Genomic DNA, 15,784 nt, shown 5'->3' with positions numbered 1-15,784 from the left:
CCAAATTACACTTACAAGGAAGCCGATTACTTGAATACTTTGTATCAAGATAATGTTGGTAACACTATAAGTTCTGAATACGATTGGTATCACAAAAATCGTTACGCCACTGATTCTATAGATGGTCATGGAGTAGATGGTAAAGTCTATGCGTTAGTAGGCGGTGAAGTAATTGAAGCCAAGAATGGAAAAGAAATTTTTGGAGGCAAGTCCCTTTCAGACTGGGGCTACAATGGAACTATCGCCATTTACAACAAAGAGCTGAACAAGACCTTTATTTACTGGCACTTGGCTGAAGGCTCCATCAACGAAAGCATAAAAGGAAAAACCATTGCGCCAGGTACTTTCATCGGACAGGAAGGTAACACGGGTTATAGCTATGGCGCTCATACCCACGTAGAGGTGCATAATGGTCGAGCCAACGTTAATATGTCTAATCCCAATCGTCCCCAATCACCTGCAAATTCTGGTCGTTTACATATTCCAACTATCTTCCGAGATGCTGTTCGTAAGGGTTTGGTGAAGTTATACAAATAATAATTTGTAGGGGAATTCATCACAATTGCGATCGCACTTCATCCGGTTCTCCCAGCGTGCGATCGCCCTCTCTCTCCTCGTTTGCGCCAATCCCTGATCAAAAGAGCGATCGCCTAAAACACACCTCCATTTTGAGTCAGGGCGGGTTTTGTTGAAACGTGATCACAAACATCAAAATTAAACGGCTAAACCCGCCCCTACAAATACCTGGACTCCCACGCGATCGCACCTTTCAAAAAACACCGTTTGACACCGCCAATTGAATAAAGGGCGACCCGATCAAATTAAGCGGACACCATTGTTAATTAGTGCAAGCGGGTCGCCCCTACACCTGAATTAAAGGTGATAGTCTCCCAAGTGCGATCGCCCTCTCCCTCCCGGTTAGCGCCAATCCCTGATCAAAACAGCGATCGCCTAAAACACACCTCCATTTTGAGTCAGGGCGGGTTTTGCTGAAACGTGATCACAAACATCAAAATTAAGCACCATTACCCGCCCCTACAAATACCTGGGCTTCCACGCGATCGCACCTTCTCTATCCCCAGCGTGCGATCGCGAAGCGAGTAGAGCCTACAGCAGATCGCGCCTTCCCCTTTCCCCAGATACACCATCTCACCAGGAATAGAAACGTTCCCCACTAAAGTGCGATGGAAGCCTATCCAGGAACGTATATAACCGCTCAAAAAACACTTTCTGACACCGCCAATTGAATAAAGGGCGACCCGATCAAATTAAACGGACACCGTTATTAATTAATGCAAGCGGGTCGCCCCTACACCCGAATTAAAGGTGATAGTCTCCCAGGTGCGATCGCCCCGGTTTTTTTCCGAAAGAGCGATCGCCTGCTAAACAAACCAATTTTCAATCGTCAGTCCTTCAAATTCCGTAAAGTCTGAAACATTACGAGTTACCAGAATCATAAATTAACCCTAGCAATAGCAGCGATCTGCCCATCCGGGTATGAAGGCATTCGACCCAAAGCAGTCAGTCTGGCACGTTCAGCCGCGAACCATTCGGCGGCAGCATGACAGTAGGGCAAGATGATCATTTTGTCTTGAATCACCGGGTTCCCATCAAGTTGCCTTAGCGCTCCGACATGCTATTTTGCCGAAAGATCGTGGTTGTGAGGACAATCTCCAAAAAGAGTGGCAGGTTTGTGGAGTTCCGGAGTATATTGTCACTGACAGAGCTAAGGAATTTAAGTCGGCACATCTAAGACACATTGCCGCCGATTTAGGCTTCAAGATGCGCCTTCGTCTCTACACTGAGCAAGGTGGAGTGGTAGAGCGATTATTTTTAGAACTCAAGAGCGAATTTGCGGCTCTGGTGCTAGGTTTTAAAGGAGGTTCCTTGACGGAGCGCCCCAAAAATCCTGAACAGAAAGCCTGTGTAACCTATAATTCGTGACCAAGGTAAAGCAATCGATCAGTCTTCCATCTTGGCGCAGCAACAGGATTTATACAACTCTTCAATTGAGAAAGCAAAGACTCTCAAAGGACGGCGCAAAACTGAACAACGTCGCCTTACACGTAACTCGGATCAGTCTAAGGTTTTAAAGTTCCATCCAGAAGTTGTTTCAAAAGGTAAAAAGAAAGAGGAAACTGCAAAATCGGCGATCGCTTCGTCATCTGAAAAGAAGGTAGAATTATATAAACAAGAACAATCGGAGATGCCAGTTAAGCCGGCGCTGTTTGTAGTTCCTGACTGGGATGAGTTTATGGAAGACTGGTAAGTGACGATGAGTAAATCTAACCTAGGGACACAACGAGCTGAAGAGAAATCAAGCCGAGCGCCCCAACACCCACCCTGGTATTTAGAGCCGTTTGAAGGAGAAAGCATTAGCCACTACTTCGGACGGTTTCGCCGCCAGGAAATGGTGAATATATCGGCTCCGGGTAGTTTGGGTAAAAAAGCTGGGATTGGTATGGCTTTGTCTCGCTGGGAGAAATTTCGCTGGAATCCGCGCCCAACTTATAACGAATTGGAGGCGATGGGTAAGCTGATTGGTATAGAAGTCAGTAAGCTTGAAGCGTTGTGTCCACCAGAGGGAGTGGCAATGGTGCATCGCTCAACTCGGCTATGCGGAGCCTGTTACCGTGAAGCTCCCTATCACCGCCTCCATTGGCAGTTTCAATCAACCTCTGGCTGTGAGAAGCACCGACGGCGATTGATATGGAGAAATATACACTTTTAGTCAATGAACTTCAAAGCCGACTACCAAAGGGAAGAGACCCAACCGGACAGCGATACTTACAGCATCTTACCTACATAACGGCTCTGCCAAAAGTAAGTGATGCTCCTGACAAGATGGAAGCGGAATTAGATAAACTAACAGAGCAACAACAGCTTCCTTTATTCAACGAATTGCCTTACCCAATTCAGTTTTACAGTGCTAGTGATTTGTACTGGTCTGTTGAATCTCACGATACATCAACGGCTTCGGCAAATGGCATTCATCAAGAGTTCTCAAAAACTGAAAAGCCTAAGGCAAAGCATCACCAGCGACCTAAAGAAAGAATTTGTGTCACATTCAAGGGACTCACAGACTATCTCTTCAAGATTCAGTGTGGCCGCCGTCAGCTACCAGTATTTCGTCAGTTGCAGCTCAGACTCAAATCTGGGACTTCACGTTGACCGACTCATCGCGTCTCACATAGTCAAACTTGCCCTGAAGCGAAAAGCAGGAACCATTGCCATTCCCCAACTCAAGGGCATTCGTGAAAGTATTGAGAGTAATATTCTTTCCCATGCAGAGCATAAGTTTCCCCATGACAAGGAACGCCAAAAGGAATATGCCTTGCATTACCGCGCCAGCTTCCATCGCTGGAGCTATAGTCGGCTGTCTGAGTGCATCAAAGAGTGTGCCGAAAAAGAGGGTATAGCAGTTGTTGAACGCAAACAGTTCTGCCAAGGAGAGTTGGAGCAAAAAGCCATAGCCATTGCTCTATCGGCTGAGGGGGCTAAAACTTAATGATTTAAATCAAGCATTCGTACCTTGACAAGATAATATTGATTCAATAGCGCGTCTCGTTCCCCGTGAACAGATGAGAAGTGTCAGGGCAGTTTAATTGCTTTCCGCCCTCGGTAGTTGTCCGCGTCTCTGTTTGTGAGACACGTCATTTACGGAGCTGGCTCTGTAAACGACGTTCCTTCTACGGAATTTCTTCGTAGATAGGGTGCAGGGTCGCGCCTAGCATCAAGGAGCAATGTTTTTATAACCAGTTCACATTGTCTATGGTTATAAGGATACAGGAGTTCGTGTCGTGGCAGCTACCTAATCGCCTTCGAGCAAGAAGGAATCCTCCCTAATCTTTTTTGACAGCTCACAGTAGTGGCAATATCCCTTATGTGCTCTCAAGAGTTCAAAACCCTTGCATCGTCTTGGGAAAGAAACTTTTACAAAATCAGCGTTCTCCTTGGGGAAAGAGCTGAAATGAACAATGTCTAATCAGCCGACAAAAATGTATAAGTTAGCGTGACATTAAGTTTTTAAAACTGGATCAAGAGACTCAAGTTAGCTTACTACTGTATAGTGTCCTCTCTTGGCTAAGAGAGGAGATTGGCTAAAAGCTATGCTGCTACTAGCTTTCTGCATTATTTAGCTCCCTCAATAGAAAAGAGTCCGTCAGGTTTCATGACACTAAGTCCTTAAAACTGACAAATAGCTCTTTAATGGACATAAGTCCTAAAAAATAGATTAATGGGCGGTACTGGATTTGAACCAGTGACATCCTGCTTGTAAGGCAGGCGCTCTACCGCTGAGCTAACCGCCCGATTTGTATCATACTTACTTAGGTTAGCACAAAATTATCAAAAAAATGCCTTCTGGTCAAATACATGATCGCATTACCTTATGGAGTCTCCCCCTTGTAACCGCTGTAACCCGCATTATGACTAAAAATGGGGACTTAACCCTGATCGTATCTGGAGGGTTTTTTTTCAGTGGACTCATGTTCAGTCCCGACTTAGATCTCTACTCACGCCCGTTTAAACGCTGGGGATGGCTGCGCTGGATTTGGCTACCTTACCAAAAGGTGATGCGCCACCGCTCTATTTTTTCCCACGGCTTGATCCTAGGGACGACGATTCGTATCCTCTATCTGGGGAGTTGGATCATCGCCCTAGCGGGAATCGGATTCGTGATGCTGCACCTGTTCCAGGCTGTACCTTGGACTGGGAAAGAGTTGAAACACCAGATCACGCGATCGCTCCTTAATTATCAAGCCCACTGGATTGCCTTATTTATCGGCTTAGAACTCGGCGCTATCATCCACTCCATCAGTGATTGGACCAGTTCTACCTATAAGCGCTACCAGCGTCGAAAGCAAAAGCCGCGCCGTAAATCAACGAAGAAGCGCAAGCGAACCTCAAATCGACGAACTTGACCCTTCTGTACACTGTACTCAGAAATGTTAATAATCTTCAACCCCTTACTGTTACCTGTTGCCTAATCTCAACCGTTAACTTTAATGAAAGTCTAACTACTTATGACCTTAGAAAACAAAGTTGCTCAACTGTTTCAGATGGATGAAGCCACCTGGACACGTCATGCTAATCCTTGGAGTGTCTGGACGCGCAACACTGTGCTACCTTTGCTCATCTTAGCCATCTGGAGTCGAATTTGGCTGGGGTGGTGGTCGCTGCTTTTGGTGGCGCTGGCGTTACTTTGGACTTGGGTCAACCCGCGCCTCTTTGCCCAACCAGAAACCACTGATAATTGGGCGTCTAAAGCGGTGTTTGGCGAACGAGTTTGGATGAATCGAGATAAAATTCCTGTCCCCATCCGACATCAAATGATGCCCAATATTCTCACGACAGTAGCAGCAATTGGTACAGGATTTGTGGCTTGGGGTGTCATTGAACTTGACATTTGGATCACGCTGTTTGGTGCTGCGCTAATTTATGGAGGAAAGCTGTGGTTTCTAGATCGCATGGTATGGCTTTATGAAGATATGAAGGACACTAATCCTGAATATCAAAGCTGGCTGTATTCGCAGAAATAAGTTTAAATTTATCAATGCTGATAACTCTCAATCGATTTAAACGTTTTACCCTAATTATAAGTGCTTGCCTGATTGCCACGGGATGTAACTCACAAATCCCTAATTCTGAACAATTGACACCCGATCCTATTCAGGAACCTACAGAAGAAACGAGTGAAAACGTTTCCTTTGCCGATCCCAATCTGGAGGCAGCGATTCGCCGCGCCATCGATGTTCCTCAACCCCAACCCCTAACTCGCCAACAACTGGTTCAAATTACCGATTTCGGTGCAATAGACGAAAATATCTCTCGGCTGGATGGGATTGAAAATTTGACAAATTTGAAGCGGCTAATTTTGCAAGAAAATCAAATCAAAGATGTGACTCCTCTAGCCGGACTCAATAATCTGGAATGGCTGTATCTGAGAGATAACCAAATCAAGGATATCACCCCTCTGGCAGCCCTGACTATGTGAGTCCTTTAGCAAACTTAACTCAATTGGAACTTCTGAGTTTGGGGGGTAACTCAATTGAAAATTTTGAACCTGTAAACAATCTTCCTAATTTATCACAATGTTTAGGTTGTCAAATTTCTGCTCAAGATCTTTAACCTTAACTATACCGTCAATTAATCCAGCCTTAAATCGATGAGGCTTGGGCTTGCTGAATGCGTTCTGCCCAAAATTCATTCTGGTCTAACGTTAGGACAATTTTCTGGTAGGGTTCATCTTGTAACCCTAGCACCAGGTAATTGCGATCGCCAGTCACATACCAAAATTCTTTTCCCCTAGAACTGTAGTAAGTTCCCGCCTTAATCACTCCCGGTAACGCTGTACCGGGGGCGCGAATTTCTGTCCAACTGCTAGGAGGTTCATCAGTAGAGACACTGGTAATATGGTTGAGAGGGATTTCCCACACTTTATCTAAAGTGAACGCCCAGAGTTGCTCATACCATTCCAGTTCAATGCGGAGTTTTTGATCAAAAATATTAAGATTCATGGTTAACCGATAGAACCGCTGGAGGGATTGTCCCTCTAGCTTAGCCAAAATGCCTACATCCTCGACCCCTTACACAAGGCATAAGACAAATGACGAATGACAAAGGACAAATGACCAATGCCCTACAACAGCTAATCGATGTGGTTGCCCAGTTGCGATCGCCCGAGGGAGGCTGTCCTTGGGATCTTGCCCAAACGCCGGAGACGTTAACGCCTTATGTGATTGAAGAAGCTTATGAAGTGGTGGATGCGATTCGTAGTGGCAATCCCCAAGCCATTGCCGAAGAATTGGGCGATTTACTGCTTCAGGTGGTCTTACAAGCCCAAATAGCCGCCGAAGTCGGTCACTTTACCCTCAAAGAGGTGGCGGATGGCATTACCGAAAAACTCATCCGTCGTCATCCTCACGTCTTCGGTGATGTCAATGTGCAAGACGCCGAAGAAGTCCATTACAATTGGGAGCAAATCAAAGCCGCTGAAAAAGGAGAAACTCCAGCCGAGGCGCAACGGTTGAGTCGTAAACTCCAAGGATACGCCCGGAAGCTTCCCCCCTTAATGGCAGGGATGAAAATGTCCCAAAAAGCTGCTGCTGCTGGATTTGAATGGGATGATGTGGATGGAGTTTGGGCAAAATTTGCCGAAGAATTAGCGGAGTTCCATCAGGCAATTGACCAGGAAGGGAAAGAGGAGCAACAGGCAGAATTAGGAGACGTATTGTTTACACTAATTAATGTTGCCCGTTGGTATGACCTTGACCCAGCCACAGCGCTGCAAGACACCAACCAGCGGTTTATCCAGCGTCTATCTGGTATGGAAGCGATCGCGACTCGTTCCTTGTCTGAGTATAGCCTTGATGAATTAGAGCAGCTTTGGCAGCAAGCGAAAGCCGCGCTGAAGCAGTCGCAGAGGAGGGAGTAGAGACGTGACTGTGGAACGTCTGGAAGCTGGGGAATCGGAAAATTTTGGCGTGCGATCGCTTTGCACAACCAGTCTACCAAGGACTACCAATCATCGTAAACGCTGACCAAAAATAGGGATGAGATAAATCCTTATCCCCTATTTGTGCCAATTCTGGAGGTAAGGTAATACTCTCCCCACTCCCCAATAATTTCCCATCTTCTAACCGCACCTCTCCCCGAATCATCGCCAGTTGCGCCTGTCGCAGCGCTTCTGATTTAATCGGTGCTGTCTCTAACTGACGGTAAAATTCAGTCATTAATCCCAACGTCGCTTCATCACTGACATACCAGAGACTTCCCAGTGCCGATTTTACCCCCGCTTGTACCGCTAATCCCGCAAAACCTAATTCAGCTTCCTCATCGCCTATAGCGGTGCGACAAGCACTCAAAACTAACAATTCGACTGTGGGTTCATACAACTTTAACTCACGCAGTTGATCAAGGCGTAGTTTGGTATCCCATAGCTGAATATAGGAATTTTCCGGGCGTCCCGATTTAAATTCACCATGAGTGGCTAAGTGGACAATCCCAAAGGGTTGTAGTTGGCGTTCTTGTTTCAGGTTCTCCAAGGTAAATTCTTGGTTGAGGAAGGATTCTCCTTGCCATAGTTCTTGGGTAATCGCGGCTAGTTCTACGGGGACAGCTTTTAAGGGGTTGGCGTCGGTAAATTCAGACGCCCCCATTGCCAAAACCTCGAAGTCGTTAATATCGCGATAACGGGTATCGGTTAAGCTGATACTGGGCATTAAACCCGCACTGTATTTTTCAATCAGGAATTGTTCGCCATCGTGGAGAGCCAGTAAGGGAATGGAACGCAATCCTCCATCCATGATAAAGCTGAGATTTTGAATACCTTTGTGTTAATAGAAGGATTGAAGATTCCTAGGTATTTCTCAAATTCACGGGTAAATAATTCTTCTAAAGGAAAACCTCGGCTTAAGAGGGTAACTGTTAAGGATGAGGGGGGATCAGCTTCGGGCAATATCCGTTGTAATTCTTGCAGGAAGTCTGGAGCGGTAATAATTGAAATAGCGCCTTGGCTGTAGGGACCTAAAAAGGATTGGAAGGGTAAAATTGAGTTATTAGCGCTGGTTGTTAAGGCTCCCGCCGTACCGTTTATCGTAGCATCACCGACATCAAAGGATATTCCTCTGGCTCCACCATCATGGCGAATTGTAATTGTTCCTTCACCCGCGCCACCCGCCGTAGAAATGCTAGCAATGATATTATTTTGGTCGGTAAATGTGCCAGTCGCCTGGAAGAATTGTTCTGTGGTAATATCAACGGTTCCGCCTGTTCCTTCTGTACCTCCTTGGGCGTTAATTAGGGTAACTTGAATCCCATTTTCGGGGTCTAACTTGACAGTTCCGCCATTTTCTGATAATGAACTGGTATCGATTTCTTGGGTAATGATGCGATCGCGTGCTGTAATGGTAACGTCTCCACCCCCTGTTTCTCCCGTCGCGATTAAGTCGCCGCTTTCCACTGCACCTGTTTGGCTTTCCAGGCTAATATTACCGCCACTACTCGTGGTACTTGCAGCGTTGAGGGTTCTCGCCAATAGGTTATTCTCCGCCATCAGGGAAATATTACCGCCTGCGCCAGTGGTGGAAGAGGAATCCAGAGTGGCTGCGATCGCGTCGATGGTATTTCCGGTTATAGTAATCGTACCGCCATCGGTATCTATAGGAGATTGGAGTGTGATCGCGCCCGCTCGTAGTTGCGCTTTAGCGCCGATCACGCTCAAATCACCGCCTCTAGTGGAGATAGCGTTATTTAAGCTGAAACCCTCTGCGAAGGTAAGAGAAAGACTTCCTCCCTCGGTGTTGATACTCTCATCTGAGGAGAAAACAAGATTACTCAGAGGATTAATATTTCCCGCGACAATATCCGCACCGCCGATAGAAAGGGTTTCGGGGAGGGTAATTTCTCCCGAAGTATTCAGAGTTAGACTATCGCCACCCTTGTCAGTCGAACCGAATCGTATCGCGTCACTAATGGTGATTTGATTTCCAGCCGAGAGGTCAATTTTGCCACCACTCCCATTGGTAGAACTCGAATCAATTGCACTGGCGTTAATCTCGTCAGCCGCGTCAAGAACTATAGCGCCACTCGCGCCATTTTCTGAGGATGAGTTAAGGGTTCCGGCGCTAGTATCAATACTGCCATTACTACTGGTAATTGTAATATTCCCCCCAAACCCTTCGCCAAAGCTCACACCTGCAAAGATATCTGCTTCGGCGATAACATCTCCACCTGCTTTAAACGTAATATTTCCGCCACTCCCTGTACCTGCGTCAGTTGCGGCTAAACCTGCTTTGACTGTGTTTGTGGTAATGCTACCTGCTGAAGCCTCAAGAGTAATATTACCGCTTTGACCATCCACAGAAGATGTATCTAGAAAACCTCCAGTAGCATTAATACTACCGCTATTGCTGATGAGATTAATCTCTCCACTACCTAATTCGCCAAATGAGCTGATATTGCCTGTGATAATATCGTCACTCGCTTCCAGACTGACTGCACCACTTTGGCTACTAGAGGCTGTTGATAGAGTACCAGCGCTAGTGTTTATCACTCCGGCGCTGGTAGTGATGGTAATCTTGCCACTACCCTCAGCGCCATTGGTAAGGACATCTGCTGTAATAATATCACCAGCCGCTTCAACTGTAATTGCACCTCCTGTTCCATTATCCGAAGTAGTTGCTATTATGCCATCATTTAAATCGCCAGCACTGGTGTCAATACTTCCCTGTGTGCTAGTTAAGTTAATATCTCCACCGCCTAATTTCCCCGATGAATTAACATAACCGATGATGATATTATTAGTACCGTTGACGGTTATAGTACCTCCTGTGCCATTTCCCTTGACCACACTGATCATTGAAGCTAGAACAAGATAGGATTCCACCTACAGTATTGTTTACCGGATCATTATCCGAGGCATCAAATGTACCACCAATAGTAAGATTGATATCCCCACCATTTAAAGCAGCCCACGAATGGATGTCATCTGATTGCAGATTTCCACCAGCCTGAATAGTGATATTACCACCATTACCATTTGGGGCATTCGAGGATAGATCAACAAATTGAATATCCCCGTTTGCTTCAAGCTTAATATCACCACCGTTACCATTAGGAGCGCTGGAGTTAAGGGAAGGTAGCGCAGGAATATTAGTGAAAGTAATGCTACCACCTGCGGTTAGGCTAATTTCACCACTATCACCATTCATGTTGCCTGCTATAGTAGAAATCCCCCCTGTGGAAATGTCACCTCCAGCCTCTAACGTTACAGAGCCACCATCACCATTATCAGAGGATGTAGATAGATCTCCAGCACTAGCGTCGATAGCGCCTGCAGTACTTGTAAGGTTGATATTTCCGGCACTCTGATTGCCGCTAGCGTCTATTCTAGCCGTAATAATATCACCGGGAGCCATGAGGGAAACTTGACCACCCTTATCAGCAGGAGTAGTAGCAAGTATCTGACCAGCACTGGTATTGATAGAACCTTCTGTACTTGTCATGCTAATATTGCCAGCGTTGCCACCATTTGCATTTATTACATAAGAAAATAGGGTAGCAGTAATAATATCTTTTTGAGCCATTATAGTGATTGTCCCACCCGAACCAAGACTGGCTCCAGCATCTATTAAACCAGCACTAGTATCTATTGAGCCTCCTCTACTGATCAGAGTAATATCACCAGCATTGTTTTGACTATTCAACGCACCTCCTAACGTGCGAGACAATATATCACCTGTAATAATATTGCCTAAAGCGTTCAAAGTTACCGAACCACTATCTACACCGTCAGTTCCCGAAACCGTACTAATATTTCCGACCTGAATACTTCCTACTGGTAGTAATGATGTAGCTGGTGTATCGAAGTTTGTTCCTAATGTTGGTACACCTGTAAGGGGAAAATTCAAAGGATTGATTGTATCCACTCCTGCTCTTAAGATTAGAGCGCGGCTAGTGGTCAAAATGTTTGCATCTGGATCATTCCCTGGAATATTAAGGTCGGGTCCAGTGATTGTAATATCTCCACCCCTAATACTCCCTGTCGCTTCGACTTTTAGTGCTACACCTTCATAATCACCGAATTCAACATCCCCAATTGCCCGAATAATTGGGTCATTGATACTTCTAAACGTTCCAGGTTCTCCGGCTAAATTAAGCAGTGAAAAGCCACCGCCACTAGCAAAGTGAGCATCGCCAGAAATAATCCCATCACTGACTAGACTCAGATTTCCCCCACTCACAAACGGGGTTTCTGGATGGTTCAGCGCCAGAATATCAATTCCATTATTCCCCTGAATATAAAGATTTCCCCCCGCTTGGGCTAAAAAAGGACTGGTTTGGTTATCTCTTACCAATACCGTATCCTTCGCCAATAGATTTAAATCCCCGGTTGTTACCAAAGAAGGTGCAACACCTTCCCCAACCGGAACTAAGGTTATATCCCCTTCAGCCGATAACGTTGCTGTGTATGCTGTTACCTGATTAACAACAATATCTCCAGCTTCAGCTTCCACATCAGCCGCCGTGACTCCCGTCGCTTCAACCACACCGTCATTCGTCAACAATTCCGGTAACATTAACGGTTCAATCGCCAACAAATTCCCCTGATTATCCGTCGGTAATTCAACCTCCAAACTCAGCAGTTGTCCCTCCTGACTCAACCGTACCCGACTCGTTCCCGGTACTGTCGTTACCGAAATATTACCCGCTGGTGCTGTCAAACTCCCTGTACTCAGCACCTCACCACCAATTAGCGAAAGATTCTGTCCCTCAGATACCTCTAAATCACCCGCATTAATAATCGCTCCCGGCTGCAATGTCTCAAACTTAAATCCATTTGGATTTCCGACTAAATTGCTGTAACTATTGTTACCAAACGCCTCAAACCATCCCCCCTCAAAACCAATCCCCGTCGCCGTGGTTGCGGTAAAATCACCCGTAACATTCAGTCGAGCATTTTCACCAAAAATAATCCCCGCCGGATTCATTAAAAATAGATTCGATTGTCCTCCGGTTACCTGAATCAACCCATTAATCAGCGACGGTTCACCATTCACTACCCGCCCTAAAATATTCTGAATCTCTGGATTGGACAAAAAGTTAGCAATTTGGTTTGTATCGAGTCCAAACTGCTCAAAACTATGAAACAGATTCACCCCATCACCAGAAAGCTTACCCCCTTGGATATCGTAGCGGTTTCCCTCAGAAGTAACGGTGGTTTCTGTACCATCGGCGGCGGGGGTAATGGGTTGGGAGTAAGCAGGTTTTACAGCAGCAAACGTAACGGTTAATGCTAATCCTGCCAACAGCCGCCCCTGTCCTTGAGTGAAAATATTCATGAGGTATAGCAGATGCATATCTAATAGTATTTAAGCACAAATAATTAGTGGCTGTAAATAGATTGCGCCTTTTCACCGTAGGTTGGGTTGACATTGGTGTCAACTTAAGATAGTCCGGTTCCCCTTCTCCCCACGGTGGGAGAAGGGGTTAGGGGATGAGGGGGAAATGTTGAGGAGTAGACAGACACAGCTTAAAACCTTGTCAGCATTGGTTTTCTACTTTAAGTTGACATCAATGACCGACGTGCGCCCAATTTCACCGTCAAATCTATCCCACAATTTTAGCTGTGTCACACCAATACAAAAGTGACTCCAAAATCATGTCGCCACCACCCGTGTTTGCGCTTTTGAACGAGATTGAGGTTTCGTTTTCACGAAAATCTCTACATCTTGCCCCAAAGCATTCAAGCAGCGAAACAAACTGACAATGGAAAAGCTGGATAACTTGCCATGGATTAGAGCAGACACTTGGGATGGCTCAATCCCTAAAACTTCTGCGGCTTCAGTTGGGTTCAACTGTTGCTGAGTAATCATACGGCTAATCTTATATGCCAGTTCAGCTTTCACCAACAATTCATCAGAATTCTCTAAACCTAAATCGGCAAATACATTACCACTACTAGCTTGCACTCTAATCTCCTGAGTCATCTTTCTCTTCCTTTTGCTGCTGACGATAGTTTTCTGCGTAATGCTCTTTGGCTCGTTTTAATCTTGTTTCAATTAACTCAATCTCTTGCTTTGGCGTAGCAATTCCTTGTTTAGATTTCTTTTGAAAAGCGTGCAAGACATAAACGACGCCAGCAAGTTTCACGGTATAAACGGCTCGGTAAGTGTCTTTATCAAAATTTTCCACAACTTCAAGCACCCCAGCTCCCTTAAATCCTTTGAGTGGTTTAGCTGAAGGATGCTTTTCACCACATTGAGCCAAGTACAAAGCATAGCCAACGACTTGCTGAACCTCCTCTGGAAAAGTTTTCAAATCCTCAAGAGAGCTTCCTACCCATTCAACGGGTTTCAACGATAAACTCATACCTCAACAGAGATTCCATACTGATCATAATCCATAACTTTTTCCTGTCCTTGTCAAGGGGAAGGTTAGGGAGGGGTCAAATTATCCTCAACTATGGCAAATCGCGAATCGCATCGGCTGGCGACACTCCACTCTTGACAGCGATGATACCAGGGAGGTATTCATCCATCATTTTCACATTGGTGTAAACCAACTGTTTGATGGTGTCTGAATCAAGAGACTGATTTTTGACATTAGTGCTAGTCTTGTAACGAATCTCCCCATCATCGAAATTCAATTCAAAATTGCCGATAATCATGCCATAATTGGCTCTCGATAGAAACTCTCCTACCGCTCGGCGCTTAGATTTGGGAATTTTAATCGAACCAATAGAGTAAAAGATGAATTGCTGCTGTTCTTCTATCGCTTGGGCATAACAATCATATTTGCCATTTTTTCCCTCAAACGCTAGGCGTAAGACTGACCGTCCTTGTAGCTGGACATAGTGCCAATTGTCTTCTTGGAAAAAATTGACCATTGCTTCAAAAATAGATCGTGGTGAAGTTTTATTTTTAGGTATTTTTTCTAGATTCTTTTCAGCTAAGTTTCTCAAGACATTGGCGACTGATTTTGTTGATTCATGGGGAGTTGTTTTTGCGACTAAATTCAGCAACTTGTCCGGCAATTTTTCTGGAAAGTTTTCCAGAATTTTACTTGTCTCAAATCCCTGAGATTGCAGAATGACTTGCAGATTATGCATCCGAGTGCGGGCAGCTTCAAGTTTGGCTGAGTCCTTGGAGGTAACCCCTTGGATAACTTCTCCAAATGTAGTCACCAATACCTGACGCAATTCCTCTTTAGCCGATTCTGGGTTATTGCGGACTTCTTCGGGAGTAATATCTAGGAGTGCGGCAACAAGTTTGGCTCCTGACTGGGAGTGAGTGGTAGAAAAGGTATTTTCTTTGGCAGCTTGCGCTGCTGCCATAACGATGAAGTTGGATAAGCCATTTTTTGCCTGTTTTAGGGAGTGGCTCATTTCCGCCTGCACATGGCTCTTGGCGGCGTCTTCAGTTATTTCAAAGGGAGCAAGCGCATTTAGATCAACTGTCTTTTTATTGCCACTACTTGTAAGAATGATGCAGTTTCCATTAGGAAGTTCTTGGTTATTCGGAATCAGAAAATAATGACTCAGGCTGACAGTTGTCCAAAGAGAAGAGTTATTTTCATTATCCATGATGTGATAAAAAATAAATTGCTTTGGTAGGAACCAACCAACGCTCATCATCTTCATTACTCAGAAGCTGATTAAGATTTTTTATTAGCTGTCCCTCAAAAGAGGCTACTTTTCGCCTTTATCAACAAAAATCTCCAATAAATGCCGACCCTTTTGTGCTTCCTCCCGCAGAGACTGCACCAGTTCATCGGTCGGCAGTTCCACTCCCTGCAACGCCCGCTCAGCCTTACTTGCTGATTGCCCTGGACAGAGTAACCCTCGATGCTCTTCTACATAGGTATAAAGTGCCTCGCGCTGATCTACTGACTCAGGGGTGAAAAATGGTGACTTGCTCAATGGGTAGTACGCACTCCATGGACGTGGAAGGGTTGCCAGTGCAGACAACCGAGTTACCTCACCCTCTGGTTCCAGAGCCAGAAATAAGGGTGTCCAATCTCCCGCCGAACGAATAAGAGCTAGTTTTCCTGCCTCTAACCGCCTCACTGCTTCTTCTAGCTGTGGCACTAGAAAGTCTAACAACCCGAAGGGATTTAGCTGGGTCAGTGGCTCTCCACCTGACACCTCAAGCACTAGCCAAGTCTCTTCCAGGGCAGGTATCCAACCCGGTTGTTGTTCCAGGTAAACCGATATAGGTAAAGCACTGGGAGGAAGCTCTTCGTCAAAATCATCTTTCGGATCATACACATAAAGATGCAACAT

The 15,784-nt window shown here is 45.5% G+C and carries 17 protein-coding genes, 1 tRNA gene and 1 pseudogene; 9 read left to right on the top strand and 10 right to left on the bottom strand.

Annotated features, from left to right (window positions below; translation table 11 throughout):
* Positions 1-537, top strand: a 537-nt coding sequence (locus RIE73_RS01145; RefSeq protein ID WP_446399426.1) for a M23 family metallopeptidase, incomplete at its 5' end; no start/stop codon positions are given.
* A 916-nt stretch (positions 538-1,453) separates the two neighbouring features.
* On the opposite strand, the gene RIE73_RS01140 is transcribed toward RIE73_RS01145, so the two are convergent.
* Positions 1,454-1,600, bottom strand: a complete 147-nt coding sequence (locus RIE73_RS01140; protein ID WP_446399425.1) for a hypothetical protein — start codon at positions 1,598-1,600, stop codon at positions 1,454-1,456.
* 41 nt (positions 1,601-1,641) lie between these two features.
* Here RIE73_RS01140 and RIE73_RS01135 point away from each other — a divergent pair, with 41 nt between their 5' ends.
* The 4 genes from RIE73_RS01135 (at position 1,642) to RIE73_RS01120 (ending at position 3,508) form a co-directional block, all read left to right on the top strand.
* Positions 1,642-1,944 (top strand): hypothetical protein, encoded by a 303-nt coding sequence (locus RIE73_RS01135; RefSeq protein WP_446399424.1) that lies wholly within the window; start codon positions 1,642-1,644, stop codon positions 1,942-1,944.
* Between the two features lie 31 nt (positions 1,945-1,975).
* Positions 1,976-2,269: a hypothetical protein gene (locus RIE73_RS01130; RefSeq protein ID WP_446399423.1), complete on the top strand. Its 294-nt coding sequence runs from the start codon at positions 1,976-1,978 to the stop codon at positions 2,267-2,269.
* Between the two features lie 6 nt (positions 2,270-2,275).
* Positions 2,276-2,731, top strand: coding sequence for a hypothetical protein (locus RIE73_RS01125; protein ID WP_446399422.1), 456 nt, complete (start codon positions 2,276-2,278; stop codon positions 2,729-2,731).
* Positions 2,732-3,058: 327 nt separating this feature from the next.
* Positions 3,059-3,508, top strand: coding sequence for a hypothetical protein (locus tag RIE73_RS01120; protein ID WP_446399421.1), 450 nt, complete (start codon positions 3,059-3,061; stop codon positions 3,506-3,508).
* Positions 3,509-4,238: 730 nt separating this feature from the next.
* Here RIE73_RS01120 and RIE73_RS01115 read toward each other — a convergent pair.
* Positions 4,239-4,310 (bottom strand) — tRNA-Val (locus tag RIE73_RS01115).
* A gap of 45 nt (positions 4,311-4,355) precedes the next feature.
* Here RIE73_RS01115 and RIE73_RS01110 point away from each other — a divergent pair.
* From RIE73_RS01110 to RIE73_RS01100, 3 genes are all read left to right on the top strand, one after another.
* Positions 4,356-4,922, top strand: coding sequence for a metal-binding protein (locus RIE73_RS01110; protein WP_446399420.1), 567 nt, complete (start codon positions 4,356-4,358; stop codon positions 4,920-4,922).
* Positions 4,923-5,024: 102 nt separating this feature from the next.
* Complete coding sequence (locus RIE73_RS01105) at positions 5,025-5,540, top strand: DUF6653 family protein (RefSeq protein WP_446399419.1); 516 nt, start codon at positions 5,025-5,027, stop codon at positions 5,538-5,540.
* A 14-nt stretch (positions 5,541-5,554) separates the two neighbouring features.
* Positions 5,555-5,995, top strand: a complete 441-nt coding sequence (locus RIE73_RS01100) for a hypothetical protein (RefSeq protein WP_446399418.1) — start codon at positions 5,555-5,557, stop codon at positions 5,993-5,995.
* 163 nt (positions 5,996-6,158) lie between these two features.
* Here the strand turns inward: RIE73_RS01100 and RIE73_RS01095 are convergent, their stop codons facing one another.
* Complete coding sequence (locus tag RIE73_RS01095) at positions 6,159-6,518, bottom strand: hypothetical protein (RefSeq protein WP_446399430.1); 360 nt, start codon at positions 6,516-6,518, stop codon at positions 6,159-6,161.
* Positions 6,519-6,607: 89 nt separating this feature from the next.
* Between RIE73_RS01095 and mazG the strand changes: the two genes are divergently transcribed.
* Positions 6,608-7,435: a nucleoside triphosphate pyrophosphohydrolase gene (mazG, locus tag RIE73_RS01090; RefSeq protein WP_446399417.1), complete on the top strand. Its 828-nt coding sequence runs from the start codon at positions 6,608-6,610 to the stop codon at positions 7,433-7,435.
* A gap of 73 nt (positions 7,436-7,508) precedes the next feature.
* On the opposite strand, the pseudogene RIE73_RS01085 reads toward mazG, so the two are convergent.
* From RIE73_RS01085 to RIE73_RS01055, 7 genes and pseudogenes are all read right to left on the bottom strand, one after another.
* Positions 7,509-8,327: pseudogene (locus RIE73_RS01085) on the bottom strand (CHAT domain-containing protein); the annotation flags it as partial.
* Entirely contained in the window at positions 8,246-10,360 is a 2,115-nt protein-coding gene (locus RIE73_RS01080) for a beta strand repeat-containing protein (protein ID WP_446399416.1), read from the bottom strand. The pseudogene RIE73_RS01085 and the gene RIE73_RS01080, both read right to left, overlap by 82 nt.
* Positions 10,302-12,842, bottom strand: a complete 2,541-nt coding sequence (locus tag RIE73_RS01075; protein WP_446399415.1) for a two-partner secretion domain-containing protein — start codon at positions 12,840-12,842, stop codon at positions 10,302-10,304. Before RIE73_RS01075 ends, RIE73_RS01080 begins: the two co-directional genes overlap by 59 nt.
* Before the next feature lie 318 nt (positions 12,843-13,160).
* On the bottom strand, positions 13,161-13,490 hold the full coding sequence (locus RIE73_RS01070; protein ID WP_446399414.1) for a helix-turn-helix domain-containing protein: 330 nt from the start codon (positions 13,488-13,490) through the stop codon (positions 13,161-13,163).
* Entirely contained in the window at positions 13,474-13,872 is a 399-nt protein-coding gene (locus RIE73_RS01065) for a type II toxin-antitoxin system RelE/ParE family toxin (RefSeq protein WP_446399413.1), read from the bottom strand. The genes RIE73_RS01070 and RIE73_RS01065 overlap by 17 nt, the downstream gene beginning before the upstream one ends.
* Positions 13,873-13,963: 91 nt before the next feature.
* Positions 13,964-15,136 carry a YbjN domain-containing protein gene (locus RIE73_RS01060; RefSeq protein WP_446399412.1) on the bottom strand — a complete coding sequence of 391 codons (1,173 nt, stop codon included), beginning with the start codon at positions 15,134-15,136 and terminating at the stop codon, positions 13,964-13,966.
* 54 nt (positions 15,137-15,190) lie between these two features.
* Positions 15,191-15,784 (bottom strand): hypothetical protein, encoded by a 594-nt coding sequence (locus RIE73_RS01055; protein ID WP_446399411.1) that lies wholly within the window; start codon positions 15,782-15,784, stop codon positions 15,191-15,193.

It is taken from the genome of Coleofasciculus sp. C1-SOL-03, from assembly GCF_040220555.1.
Taxonomy (GTDB): Bacteria; Cyanobacteriota; Cyanobacteriia; order Cyanobacteriales; family Coleofasciculaceae; genus Coleofasciculus.
This window is presented reverse-complemented; position numbering and strand designations above follow the sequence as displayed.

Coding starts and splice junctions, on each gene's coding strand:
- RIE73_RS01125 (WP_446399422.1), top strand. CDS start 2,276: ATGAGTAAATCTAACCTAGGGACACAACGAGCTGAAGAGAAATCAAGC.
- RIE73_RS01110 (WP_446399420.1), top strand. CDS start 4,356: ATGCCTTCTGGTCAAATACATGATCGCATTACCTTATGGAGTCTCCCC.
- RIE73_RS01105 (WP_446399419.1), top strand. CDS start 5,025: ATGACCTTAGAAAACAAAGTTGCTCAACTGTTTCAGATGGATGAAGCC.
- RIE73_RS01100 (WP_446399418.1), top strand. CDS start 5,555: ATGCTGATAACTCTCAATCGATTTAAACGTTTTACCCTAATTATAAGT.
- RIE73_RS01095 (WP_446399430.1), bottom strand. CDS start 6,518: ATGAATCTTAATATTTTTGATCAAAAACTCCGCATTGAACTGGAATGG.
- mazG (WP_446399417.1), top strand. CDS start 6,608: ATGACGAATGACAAAGGACAAATGACCAATGCCCTACAACAGCTAATC.
- RIE73_RS01080 (WP_446399416.1), bottom strand. CDS start 10,360: ATGATCAGTGTGGTCAAGGGAAATGGCACAGGAGGTACTATAACCGTC.
- RIE73_RS01075 (WP_446399415.1), bottom strand. CDS start 12,842: ATGAATATTTTCACTCAAGGACAGGGGCGGCTGTTGGCAGGATTAGCA.
- RIE73_RS01070 (WP_446399414.1), bottom strand. CDS start 13,490: ATGACTCAGGAGATTAGAGTGCAAGCTAGTAGTGGTAATGTATTTGCC.
- RIE73_RS01065 (WP_446399413.1), bottom strand. CDS start 13,872: ATGAGTTTATCGTTGAAACCCGTTGAATGGGTAGGAAGCTCTCTTGAG.
- RIE73_RS01060 (WP_446399412.1), bottom strand. CDS start 15,136: ATGATGAGCGTTGGTTGGTTCCTACCAAAGCAATTTATTTTTTATCAC.
- RIE73_RS01055 (WP_446399411.1), bottom strand. CDS start 15,784: ATGTTGCATCTTTATGTGTATGATCCGAAAGATGATTTTGACGAAGAG.